This window comes from Helicobacter mehlei (assembly GCF_003660265.1).
Classification (GTDB): domain Bacteria; phylum Campylobacterota; class Campylobacteria; order Campylobacterales; family Helicobacteraceae; genus Helicobacter; species Helicobacter mehlei.
In genome coordinates this window covers 38,510-49,727 of the sequence record NZ_QXQP01000011.1, presented here as the reverse complement: position 1 = coordinate 49,727, position 11,218 = coordinate 38,510, and the positions used below count along the sequence as shown (strand labels likewise).

The following is an 11,218-nucleotide window of genomic DNA, read 5'->3' as shown; positions in this document are numbered from 1 at the left end:
CCCCTCCCCCTCCCAAACCCAAAAATGAGGATGAGGAATAAAAACCAATCAAGGGGGATTGCCAAAGCTCCCCAGATCAACACAAAGATTATCAAAGGCACGACAAGATAACCAGGAGGGGACAAAAGGCATCTCAGATATAGACTCTGCTATTAGGTCCAACTTAGCGGTGTTTCTTAATGGTTTTTGGGTGCAAACTTCATTATAATGGAGCATTTAAGCCAAAGGTTTTGATTTGTCGGTACCAGAGCTTTATCAAAGCGTTTTGCATTTTTTTATGGACCCCACCCACGCTTTGATCCAGCATATTGGCTTGCAAATGCTCCAAGTGGTCAAGTTCCAACTTCTGGCAAACGCTTTAGTGGTCTTGGCTATGATGATCTGGGCTTACCAAAGGGTGCAACATGCCGATATGTTCAGGTGGCGGACTCTCTTTAGTCTAGCTAGTTTTGCCGGCTTTTTTGTGCTTTTTAATTATGCCATGCAACACCCCCAAGCCTTTTATACGTGGCTAAAAACAACCATCTTTTATGCCTCTGATAGTCTCATGGAATTGGTACAAGAAAGCTTAAAGGCTTCTGGCCAAACACTGGGCTTAGACGCCCAGCAACTTAGCCTAGAGTTTCTCATCAACCAAACTTTCCACACTTTGGTTTGGATTTTATCCGAGATCACCCACCAACAGACTAATGCCAATCCATCTATGCTTTTAATGGGCGCACTCATTTTGTCTCAAGGCGCGCTTTTAACCTTGATTTTGGTCCTTGTCTTGATCGTTTCTATTGAGATTTATCTTTGGCTGGCATTTGGGGCGTTAATGTTGCCCCTCGGCTTTTTTGTTGCCACCAGATCGATGTTATGGCTCTACCTTAAAAAATGCACCGCCTTGAGCCTTTACCAACCCATTGTCTTTTTAGTTGCCTTTTATAATGCCCACGTGGTGCAAACCCTAATCAGCACCATCCCCACGCATTTAGACAATGCCCATGCCCCAATTGGATCATCTGTGATCTTAGTGGTGAGTTCGTTATTGGTGTTATTTCTGGTCTGCAGAGTCCCCCATTTTATCCATTCCCTCTTCCACACACAAGGAACACTCCAAGACATGATCTCTATGGCCACTTTGAGCAAGAGTGCGCTATTGCAGAGTGTAGGGTGTGTGGAGCATACAAGTTTAGTGGATTCTAACAACACAGAAACCCAAGAGAGCCGCCATTGGAGTCAAAAACCCTCTTTTAAGATTCAGACCCTATCAGAACCCAGTATAGACATCAGACAAACACACCAAGGATGAGTATGCCAATAAAAATAGGATATTGTTTGGGGACTCTTGTGCTGGTTTTTGGCCTAGAGGCTTGCACGGGTAAAATACATGAGATGCAAAAAAGTCCCTGTGCATGTGCGCAAAACCTAGTTAGTTTAAAAAAACTATAAGAATTTTGTGCTAGAATGAATCCCTTTAGGTTATTTATGGCTAAATGGGGCTGACTAGGATTTCGACAGAGATTGCGTTGCGTGGGTTGCATGCCAAGTGTCTCTTGTTAAACGACACAAACAATAAGCGTAAATAATCCTAATTACGCTCCTAACTACGCTAAAGTAGCGTAAGGAGCTGGAAGCTTGGCGAATCGACTGGTGTTGGCTGGGCGTTCCATCATTTTTAGCCAGTTGCCTTTAAAAAGTGCCCGTTTTTAAAGTAAGCTTAGGGCTAGGGTTTTTCTTAAGTTCTTGAGGAGTTGGGCTAGAAAGACCAGAAAATCCAAAACTTCTCTAAGCATGTAGATGCCCACGGATGGATGTAGTTTTTGGACTGGGGTTCGATTCCCCACAGCTCCACCATTTTACCAACGATCACAATCTAGAAGGATAAAAAGCGATGAGACTTCAGTATTGCAAACATCTAGTAGGCTCTGTGTTTTGGATCGTGTTGGTTTTTTGGGCTCTTTCCCCTTTGCGCGCCATTGATATCCAAGCACTTTCCAACGAACAAGCCAAGAGTGCGGAATTAGCGACAAAATTGGTTACTGTGAGCCATGCAATGCTAGAAAAGGCGATCGATAGGGGAGCGACCTACCCACAAGTTAAGGAACTCAATGGAATCTACCAAGACTTGCAAACAATCCAAGCACTTCTGTCCGCCAATAATCCTAACCCAAACAACACTCCCAGTAACACTGCTGGTGGCAAGACGGACACCAAGGACAAAATAGAGTCGGTCTTTAAAAAAGCGATCCAAGCCCCTATTGATTTTGATCAAGCTATCCAGCTCACCACCGCCTTGCAAAAACGGATCAAGGATACGCCACAAGGGAGTGTTGATTTTACCCCCATCACGAGTATTTTAACCCAACTAGAAGCCTCGTTACAAACAGCCCTTGATCTCAAATCCCAGTGGTTAAACACCAGAAAAGCTAACTAGTCCATCCAATTGCGCACATCGCCTCTATAGCGCACGGGTGTATTATCCTCCCCCTCGATTTGTTTGACGATCTCTTGGAGTTCTTGGGCTTGGGGGTCATCTTCAGAGTAGCTATAATGCATATGGGCACTAATCACCCCCGGAGTGGCTTCAATCTGTCTATTGGCTCCCAATTCTTCCTGTACGCTCTGCGCTTCAATCAAAGCGATCGCAATCCCCTTTTTTGATCAAAATAGGCACTTCCACATGTGGAATCAGCCTAAGTGCCTCTAAAACATCCTCAAAGTGCTCCAAATCCACTTTGATAATCACGCTAGAAATATTCATCTAAACCTCCATGAAATGGAATGAGTGAAATAGCACTGCTTGGGCACACACCCACACACATGCCACAGCCCACACATGACTCTTGGACATGCGGATCGAACATCCCTCTAAGATGGATCGCATCTATGGGGCATGCATCTTTGCACGCAAAACAAACCACGCGTTGGTAACTCAAACACGCCTGGCGATCCAAATAAGCAAATGCCTCGATTCGATCGCCCCTTGTCTCCTGCAACACACCTCCACACGACTGGCATGCTTGTTGGCAAGCCCGGCAAAAGGTACAACCCGTTTGTTGGGTGTCCAAGTAAGGTATGTGTTGCTCAGGCTTGATCACGATTTTTTCCGGACAAGCAGGTACGCACGCCCCCACACAATCCAAACAAAGAGAAGACTTAGCGTGATCAAAATAGGGCAAGGGGACTGGGGGTATTTTTTGTTTGGAGTTAAAAATCTCTCTAAAGGGTTTTCTTGCTTTCATGCCCATCTCTGTAATCTATCAGCTTGCCAATTTCCATCTCTGCAGTAACCATCTTTAAAATATTTCAAGCCCTACTGGACAATGATCGCTCCCCAAGATGTGTGGGTAAATCAAGGCATCTTTGAGCTGTTCTTGGAGTGTGTGAGAAACTAAAAAATAGTCGATACGCCAGCCGATATTCCTAGCCCTAGCCTCATTCATATAGCTCCACCAAGTGTAAATTCCTTGTTGGTTGGGGTAAAAATGGCGGTAGGTGTCAATCAAGCCCAAGTCTAAAAGCCGGTCGAAAGCATGGCGTTCCTCAGGACTAAAGCCGGCGTTATGGTGGTTGCGCTCTGGGTTTTTTAAATCAATCTCCTTATGGGCGACATTCAAATCCCCACACACCACCACCGCCTTATGCCCCATCAAATCTGCCAAAAATTGCCTAAAAGCCTCCTCCCATTCTAAGCGGTAATCAAGGCGCAACAAGCCCCTTTGGGAGTTGGGCACATACACATTCACCAAATAAAAATCCGCATATTCGCAAGTTACAACCCGCCCTTCTAGATCATGTGTGGCAACACCAATCCCATAAGTGGTGCTAATCGGTGCGTTTTTGCTCAAGGTCAAGACCCCACTATAGCCCTTTTTCTGTGCGCTATTCCAAAAAGAGGTGTAATCTTGAAAGATAAAATTAGCTTGCTCGGGGTGCATCTTGGTTTCTTGCACGCAGAAAATATCCGCCCCGCTCTGTTCCAAAAACTCTCTAAAACCCTTTTGCATGCATGCACGCAAACCATTGACATTCCAAGAAATTAAATACACCATCGCCTCTTGCATTTTGGGATTTATTATAACGATTTTAAGTAAATTTTAGAGACCCTTGTAGTATAATTGGCTCTTGTTTTCAAGGCTTGATAGCTCAGTCGGTAGAGCAGAAGACTGAAAATCTTCGTGTCGGTGGTTCGATTCCGCCTCAAGCCACCATCCTTTTACCTAGTTACTAACAATCCAAGTTGCTTGTTGCATAACCAAAAACCCTTCTCTCATTTTGATTCCACCAAAATACAAGCAAGAACTCCAATGGTGCTGAATCTGGACTTTAGAGGAATAATATAGGGGGAATCAAAGTGGCGGACAGGGAGGGATTCGAACCCTCGGTAACCTTGCAGCTACGCATCCTTAGCAGGGATGTGGTTTCAGCCAACTCACCCACCTGTCCCTTTTGACACACAAAGTACAATTCTAGTCGTTTGCCACTAAGAGAAAGCTTAATATGCTAGAATAAACAGAGAATAAATCATTAAGGATAAACATGTTTAAAACAATCGGCGTAATGGGGGCGATGCGTGAGGAGATCGAACCTTTTTTAGAGATGTTCCCCGCCCACACAACAGAACAAGTCGGGGGGAATACTTTTTATACCATCCCTTTCCAAAATTCCCAAATTATCTTGGCTTACAGCAAGATTGGCAAGGTGCATGCCAGCTTGACAGCGAGTACGATGATTTTGCGCTATGGCATTGAGGCCTTGATTTTTAGTGGCGTGGCTGGTGGGTTAGCACCGCATTTGAATATCAATGACCTGCTTTTGGCTACCCAGCTTTGCCAAGCCGATGTGGATTTGAGCGCATTTGGGCATCCTTTGGGTTTTATCCCCGAGAGTGCGGTATTTATTACCAGCGACCCTACATTAAATGATTTGGCTAGACAGACAGCCCAAAATTTGGGTATCCCACTCCAAGAGGGCGTGATCGCCACTTGCGATCAATTTGTGAGCGATCCGGGGCGCAAACAAGAATGGGCGCAAAACTTTGGCGCGGCGGTGGTGGAAATGGAGGGTGCAGCGGTCGCTTTTGTTTGCCATGCCTTCCATGTCCCCTTTTGTGTCTTAAGGAGCGTGAGCGACAAGGCTAACGGGGAAGCCCCGGGCGATTTTGATCAATTCTTGCACCAAAGCGCACAGATCAGTGCGCAATTTGTCTTTAACATGTTGGGCAGACTTGCTGATTAATGATTTGGCTAGACATCATTGATCCCAAATATGTTTTATTTTTTAAAGAACTCATCCCCCTTTTGCCCGGCGAGATTTTAATCACCACTAGGAGCAGTCCCAATTATCAAGAGACACGCGCGCTTTTAGATCTCTATGGCTTGCCCTATGTGTGCTTTGGTGGGCGGGGGGAGAGCTTGGAGGAAAAATACCACGAGCGTTTAAAACGCAGCCAATGGTTTTTGACTCTTTTTAAAGATCAACGCCCCGATCTCTTGGTGGTGGGCGCAAGTGTGGAAGCCGTGCAAAGTGCTTTTGCCTTGCAAATCCCTATCGCTTATTTTTTAGATACGCCTAGCTTAGGGCTTGATCCTAAAGAGCCTAACCTTGCATCACTAGCACCGACCAAATTAGCCAAACTCAGTGCCCCTTTAGCTGATGTGATCTTTGCCCCCTTTGTTGTGCCCAAGAGTGCCTACCAGCAAGCTGGCGCACACAATGTCCTAACCTATCCCTTTATCGATCCAGTGCTTTGGATCAACACAGAAGAATCGCCCCCCGATTTTAGGCAGGTTTGTGGGCTTAAAACCACCCGCCCGACTATTTTGGTGCGTGAGGAGGAACAAGCCCACTATGTGCGTGTGCGATCTAATCTCATCTATGAAAGTGTGCGGGCACTCAATGCCCTAGATGTGAATATTGCCCTGATTACGCGTTACAATCCTGCCCCACTCCAACAAGCCTTTCAGGGTTTGGAGAATGTTTATGTCTTGGAGCAAAAATTTAGTGCACTGAGTTTGTATGCTCATAGCGATGTGATGGTCGGGGGCGGGGGGACGATGAATTTAGAGAGTTGTTATTTTGGCTTGCCCACCATCTCCACCCGTTCGCTTTGGCTTTATCACGATTGCTATTTGCTCCAACATGGCTTGATGGCGCATGCCAGCACCTCCCTAGAGGTGCTAGATTTTGTCCAGAAAATCCTAGCCCTCTATGGCAAGAATGCGCATGCTAATCGCCTCTCTATCCAAGCCCAAAGACGTAAAAAAGCAAGGGCATTCTTCATCAAGGGCAAACCCAACTTTGATTTCTTTTTTGAGGCAATGGGTAATATGGGCAGTATTGGGGCTGTATTTGGCGGTCTGTAACCACGAAAATAGGTGTATCTTTGAGAAGTTGCTATAGATTTTTTTCATTGCCATTTTATTATTTTTAAAAGTGTAATATTTTAGTCAAGGAATGGGAAATCTAGTCCATAAAGGAGTTTTCATGGATTTATTAGTCCAAAATCTTAAACAAGAACAGGTTTTAGCATTTCAAGAGTTGGCACGCTCCTTGGGGGTAGGTGTTGTGGCACTCCCTCCAAAAAACAAGACGACAGGTAAAGCCCCTAGTTCTTTGCTCATGGATTCTCTCTCCAAAGAACCCGTTGAGGTCAATATGAGTTGCTCTAAGGGTAGCACGCCCCTTGCCCACTTGCACAAAAAAGAGGCTATCAGCTACTACAGGCAGTCTTATTTGTGCAATTCCTACCATAATCCACTCAACACCCATAAAAAGGACCATTGTGCCCCCATCTCAGATGGGGGGAGTGCGCGCCACCCTCATAAAGCTGGGCACCGCCACACTGATGATCCCAATTCAGGCTTTGGGTTTGATATTTAGGGGTTTGGTGTTTTAAGCCAAAGTGCGTTATACTCGCAAGCTTAATCCATTATAAAGGGGTCAAATGGAGTTGCGCTTGGCTAGATCGGATCGCAAGCAGAGCAAGAGCCACACCATTAGCTTAGAGGATTTACACCAAAAATACCTCAAACACAAAGAGCATATCTTTTACTTCGCCCCGAGCAACACCCATAGGGACATGTTGGAGGCGGTCGATTTCTTGGCCCAAAAGGGGTGCAAGGCTTATTTGTCTGAGGTGCAGATTAGCACCGATGACAAGGATTTTATCTACCAGCTCCACGTTATCTAGGGTGCGCATGCCAGAAGTTGCCACTAAAAAGCTTTACATTGAGACGATGGGTTGTGCGATGAACACGCGCGACAGCGAGCATTTGGCTAGCGAGTTGCACAAGGTGGGCTATGTGGGCGTGAATCGGCCCCAAGAGGCAGACTTAATCTTAATCAACACTTGTAGTGTACGTGAAAAGCCCGAACGCAAGTTGTTTTCAGAGATCGGGCATTTTGCCAAGATCAAAAAACCCGGGGCCAAAATTGGCGTGTGTGGGTGCAGTGCGAGCCACATGGGAGCAAAGATTTTAAAAAAAGCCCCGAGTGTGGATTTTGTGCTAGGTGCGCGCCAAACTTCTAAGATCACCCAGATCATCCACCAGCCTAAAGCCGTTGAAGTGGGTTTGGATCACGATGATAGCACCTATGTTTTTGCCACCCCCCAAAAAAGCCAACTCAAGGCACTCATTAATATTTCTGTAGGTTGTGATAAACATTGCACTTATTGCATTGTACCCCACACCAGAGGTAAAGAGATTTCAGTGCCCATGGATTTGATCCTCAAAGAGGCCCAAAGGCGTGTGCAACTGGGTGCTAAAGAGATTATGCTCTTAGGGCAGAATGTGAATAATTATGGCGTGCGCTTTAGCAATGCCCACCCCAAGGTCAATTTTAATCATTTGCTAGACGCTTTGAGTCAAATTGAGGGTTTGGAGCGGATTCGCTTCACATCCCCCCACCCCCTACACATGGATAATGCCTTTTTGGAATGCTTTGCACGCAATCCCAAGGTGTGTAAAAGTATCCATATCCCCTTGCAAAGTGGCTCAAATGCCATTTTAAAAGCGATGAAAAGAGGCTATAGCCGTGAATGGTATTTAGATCGCATCGCAAGATTACAGGCTTTAGTCCCTGATGTGGGGATCAGCACGGATATTATCATAGGCTTTCCCGGGGAGAGCCAAGCTGATTTTGAAGACACACTGGACATTTTAGAACGGGTGCGTTTTGATACACTCTATAGTTTTGTCTATTCCCCCCGCCCGCTGACCCCTGCGGGTAGCTGGGAAAACCAAGTCTCCAAAGAGATTGCCCAACGCAATTTAGAAACCCTGCAAGCCAGACACAAGGAGATTTTAGAGCAAAAAGCCACCCAAGAGATGGGTAAGGTCCATCAGGTCTTGGTGGAAAATACCGCTGAGGGTGTGGCTGAGGGGCGTAGCGATAATGGGCGTTTGTTGCGTTTTGAGGCTTTGGGCGTGCAGTTGGGCGATTTGGTCGCTGTGAAGGTGGTCGATCAACACAAAGGGAGTTTGAGAGGAGCTTTGTGTTTAGGAGCATAGGGCTTGTTAAAGCGGTTTAGAAGTGGGCTTGTGTTGTGGGCTGTGCCCGTGTTGCTCTATTGGATTTTAAGGCTTTTGTTTAAGACTTGCCGTAACCGCTTCCATTTGGCTAGCAGTTTGCAAAACACTTCTTTTATTGCTAGTTTTTGGCATGGTGAGATTGCCATGTTGCCTTTTGCCTACTTGCGTCTTAAAAAAAAGCCCAATTTGTATGTGGTGGCCAGCCAACATTTTGATGGTACGCTGGCTGCTAGACTGTATGCATGTTTTGGGTTTAACGCGATTCGCGGGTCGAGTAAAAAAGGTGGTGTGCGTGTGTTGGTCGAGGGGATTAGGCTTTTGAAGGCGGGCGCAGATGTAGGCTTGACTCCCGATGGCCCTAAAGGTCCTTATCATAGCATTGCTGATGGCGTGGTGGCGTTGGCCCAAAAAAGCGGGGTGGGTGTTGTAGTGTGCCGTGTGATCTTCCAAAATGCCTTTACCTTCAAGACTTGGGATCGCTTCCAACTCCCCAAACCCTTTTCGCAAGTCAATTATTATATGCTAGAGCCCTTTTTTATCCCCAAAGAGATGGAGTTAAGCGAGGCTAAGGCGTTGATCGCACAACGCATGGAGCTTTCTTAATGGGTTTGTGGAGTTTTTTTAGGGGTATCTTTTATGATAGAATCCGTTTTTTTTTCTTCTCCAATGTGTTTATCTGCCTCAATTTGGATCACGAGACCTTGCAAGTCTATATCGAACGACTCAAACGCAAGAAAGTTTTGGATGTAACCAATAAGGCTTATCCGGTTAAAGATGGTTTGATTCCCATCAAAGTCTTAAAGAATGCCCGCGAATATCTCCAACTCTATCCTTTTTGTTATCTGTGTGGCATGTCCAAGAGCACAGATCAGGGCATGTGCAAAAAAGAGGAGCTAGAGAAACATTTAGCAGGCGTGCGTAAAAAAGATGTGCTCTTGTTAGAGGTGGATCAATATTATTTTTTCATTCTAAAACAATCATTCAAGCAGGATTTAGAGCGTTTTAATAGCGTGATGCCCTACATTGACTATATCTTTTCGCCCTTTTTAATACTCTATGCGTGCATTAAGCCTATTTTAGAGGACAATGTAGCCATTTATGGGCTATTGGAACACTCTAGGCTTTGTGTCATGGTGAGTAACCACAAGGAGATTTGTTATAGCAAATGGTATGCCCTAGAGGTTATTAAAGAACATCTAGAGGTACAGGGCAAGGAAAAAGAGGAAGAATATGAAAAAGAAGAGGCGTTGCTCAAGTCTTTTTTGAGTTCCATTGAGGCTAATTTGATGCACATCGATCCCAATTTTCAAGATGGCTCCCAAAAAGAATCCGCAACTCCAGACATGCAAGACCCTAAAAGTTTGGTGGATAGCATGGTGCATGTTGCAGATATTGTCAAATTCTTGCAAGAATCGATGAAAGTTGTCTATGAGCACCACTTGGTTCAGGATTTTATTGAGAAGGTTTGGATTCTCAACACCTATCAAATCTCGCCTAAGATGTTAGAAATTCTCCAAGATGAGCTTATGCTAGACATTGTGCAAATGCCCATCTCTCTTGTCGAGCAGATGAGCATTTTGGCTAAAAAAGAATATTACAATGAAGTTCAGTTATAGCAAACCCACGCCCAAGCACATGATGGATTTACTCACCAAAGTTTGGGTTTTTTACATGTGTTTGTCCTTGTGTCTGATTTGGGGACTAGCCTATTTTTTACGCCACTACACTAAGGCCACCAACCGTGCGACCGATGTTTATCAAATCGAGAGTAATATTTACAACCACCGCGATAAACGCCTCAAGCAAGAAATCTTGCAGGTGGCACAGGCTGTCCAAAATGTTAAGGATAAATCCGCTTACACGATCAATGTCAAAGAATCCATCAAGGGTATTTTGAGCATTATCCCCGATGTGATCACTATCCAATCCATCACCATTGACTATGCTAGTCTCACCATTACGGGCATTGTCCCCTCTAAAGACACCTTTAAAACCACGCTCCAGCAACGCCTCGATGCGATCTTTGAAAATAGCCATACAGAATTTACGCCCCTTAAAAATGGTTGGTTGCACTTTGTTTCGACCAATTCATCTGTGTTGCCCTTTATCGAGCAAAAAGGAGATTGATGGATCAAAGCGATAGCTTGACCTATGAGAGTAAATACCGCAAGGATATTTTATTCCAACGACTCCTCAAAAATTTTATTTTAACTCTCGTTTTTACCTTAGTAACTCTGGTGGGCATCCGTATTTGGCTTTGGCCTAAAATGGAGAATTACCGCACGCAAAACACCGAATCTAGGCAAAAACAAGCGATTTCCAGCTATAAACAAAAGAGCTTTCTTGCTACTTTGCAAGCTTACCGCAATATTAAGCAAAAAAACACCGCTATTCTGCAAGATCCAAGCTACCAAGTGGTATCCGGTGCGCTCAACAAGATTTTAAACCAGTATTTTAGCCATATCACGATTCAAGAACAAGCTAGAAGAGTGGATCCCATCAAGCATGTCATCTATGATAGTTTGGACGTGGGCGTGCATGCCCAATCTCTAAAAGATTTTTATGCTTTTTTAGATCATTTGGTGAATCTTAGCTATACCAAGATTGAGTTACCTGTTAGCATCACCAAACAAGGCAACTATTTTAAAATGGGTTTTGTCATTCACATTGAATATCAAGTGGATCGTCCTTAAGGTAGA

15 protein-coding genes, 2 tRNA genes and 1 other RNA gene are annotated in these 11,218 nt (G+C 44.9%); 13 read left to right on the top strand and 5 right to left on the bottom strand.

Translation table 11 applies throughout. The features are described from left to right. The first annotated feature begins 235 nt into the window (after window positions 1–235). From EAO36_RS05000 to EAO36_RS04990, 3 genes are all read left to right on the top strand, one after another. Window positions 236–1,294 carry a type IV secretion system protein gene (locus EAO36_RS05000; RefSeq protein WP_235852219.1) on the top strand — a complete coding sequence of 353 codons (1,059 nt, stop codon included), beginning with the start codon at window positions 236–238 and terminating at the stop codon, window positions 1,292–1,294. 186 nt (window positions 1,295–1,480) lie between these two features. Next, window positions 1,481–1,839: a transfer-messenger RNA gene (gene ssrA, locus EAO36_RS04995) on the top strand. A gap of 37 nt (window positions 1,840–1,876) precedes the next feature. Continuing rightward, a complete protein-coding gene (locus tag EAO36_RS04990; RefSeq protein ID WP_120948002.1) occupies window positions 1,877–2,419 on the top strand; it encodes a hypothetical protein in 543 nt (180 codons plus the stop codon). Here the strand turns inward: EAO36_RS04990 and EAO36_RS08945 are convergent. From EAO36_RS08945 to EAO36_RS04975, 4 genes are read right to left on the bottom strand one after another with little or no spacing between them, the layout of a single operon-like run. Next, window positions 2,416–2,622, bottom strand: a complete 207-nt coding sequence (locus EAO36_RS08945) for a chaperone NapD (RefSeq protein ID WP_235852220.1) — start codon at window positions 2,620–2,622, stop codon at window positions 2,416–2,418. The genes EAO36_RS04990 and EAO36_RS08945 overlap by 4 nt on opposite strands. Further along, a complete protein-coding gene (locus EAO36_RS08940) occupies window positions 2,615–2,746 on the bottom strand; it encodes a chaperone NapD (RefSeq protein WP_235852221.1) in 132 nt (43 codons plus the stop codon). Before EAO36_RS08940 ends, EAO36_RS08945 begins: the two co-directional genes overlap by 8 nt. Then, window positions 2,733–3,227, bottom strand: a complete 495-nt coding sequence (locus EAO36_RS04980) for a 4Fe-4S binding protein (protein ID WP_120948059.1) — start codon at window positions 3,225–3,227, stop codon at window positions 2,733–2,735. Before EAO36_RS04980 ends, EAO36_RS08940 begins: the two co-directional genes overlap by 14 nt. Window positions 3,228–3,281: 54 nt before the next feature. Next, a complete protein-coding gene (locus EAO36_RS04975; RefSeq protein ID WP_120948060.1) occupies window positions 3,282–4,034 on the bottom strand; it encodes an exodeoxyribonuclease III in 753 nt (250 codons plus the stop codon). 86 nt (window positions 4,035–4,120) lie between these two features. Here EAO36_RS04975 and EAO36_RS04970 point away from each other — a divergent pair. Beyond that, a tRNA-Phe gene (locus EAO36_RS04970) sits at window positions 4,121–4,196 on the top strand. 144 nt (window positions 4,197–4,340) lie between these two features. Here EAO36_RS04970 and EAO36_RS04965 read toward each other — a convergent pair. Then, window positions 4,341–4,431: transfer RNA gene (locus tag EAO36_RS04965), tRNA-Ser, on the bottom strand. Between the two features lie 93 nt (window positions 4,432–4,524). Between EAO36_RS04965 and EAO36_RS04960 the strand changes: the two genes are divergently transcribed. From EAO36_RS04960 to EAO36_RS04920, 9 genes are all read left to right on the top strand, one after another. Beyond that, on the top strand, window positions 4,525–5,223 hold the full coding sequence (locus tag EAO36_RS04960) for a 5'-methylthioadenosine/adenosylhomocysteine nucleosidase (protein WP_120948003.1): 699 nt from the start codon (window positions 4,525–4,527) through the stop codon (window positions 5,221–5,223). Further along, the gene (locus EAO36_RS04955) at window positions 5,223–6,350 is read left to right on the top strand and encodes a DUF354 domain-containing protein (RefSeq protein WP_120948004.1); all 1,128 of its coding nucleotides are present in this window, start codon (window positions 5,223–5,225) and stop codon (window positions 6,348–6,350) included. Before EAO36_RS04960 ends, EAO36_RS04955 begins: the two co-directional genes overlap by 1 nt. 121 nt (window positions 6,351–6,471) lie before the next feature. Beyond that, window positions 6,472–6,867, top strand: a complete 396-nt coding sequence (locus tag EAO36_RS04950) for a hypothetical protein (protein ID WP_120948005.1) — start codon at window positions 6,472–6,474, stop codon at window positions 6,865–6,867. Between the two features lie 64 nt (window positions 6,868–6,931). Continuing rightward, complete coding sequence (locus tag EAO36_RS04945; RefSeq protein WP_120948006.1) at window positions 6,932–7,177, top strand: HP0268 family nuclease; 246 nt, start codon at window positions 6,932–6,934, stop codon at window positions 7,175–7,177. A gap of 7 nt (window positions 7,178–7,184) precedes the next feature. Next, window positions 7,185–8,498, top strand: a complete 1,314-nt coding sequence (gene miaB, locus EAO36_RS04940) for a tRNA (N6-isopentenyl adenosine(37)-C2)-methylthiotransferase MiaB (protein ID WP_120955782.1) — start codon at window positions 7,185–7,187, stop codon at window positions 8,496–8,498. 3 nt (window positions 8,499–8,501) lie between these two features. Continuing rightward, window positions 8,502–9,122 (top strand): lysophospholipid acyltransferase family protein, encoded by a 621-nt coding sequence (locus EAO36_RS04935; RefSeq protein WP_120948008.1) that lies wholly within the window; start codon window positions 8,502–8,504, stop codon window positions 9,120–9,122. Then, entirely contained in the window at window positions 9,122–10,135 is a 1,014-nt protein-coding gene (locus EAO36_RS04930) for a hypothetical protein (protein WP_120955781.1), read from the top strand. The genes EAO36_RS04935 and EAO36_RS04930 overlap by 1 nt, the downstream gene beginning before the upstream one ends. Continuing rightward, window positions 10,119–10,646 (top strand): hypothetical protein, encoded by a 528-nt coding sequence (locus tag EAO36_RS04925; RefSeq protein WP_120948009.1) that lies wholly within the window; start codon window positions 10,119–10,121, stop codon window positions 10,644–10,646. The genes EAO36_RS04930 and EAO36_RS04925 overlap by 17 nt, the downstream gene beginning before the upstream one ends. Continuing rightward, window positions 10,646–11,212, top strand: a complete 567-nt coding sequence (locus EAO36_RS04920) for a hypothetical protein (RefSeq protein WP_120948010.1) — start codon at window positions 10,646–10,648, stop codon at window positions 11,210–11,212. Before EAO36_RS04925 ends, EAO36_RS04920 begins: the two co-directional genes overlap by 1 nt. Window positions 11,213–11,218: the final 6 nt, after the last annotated feature.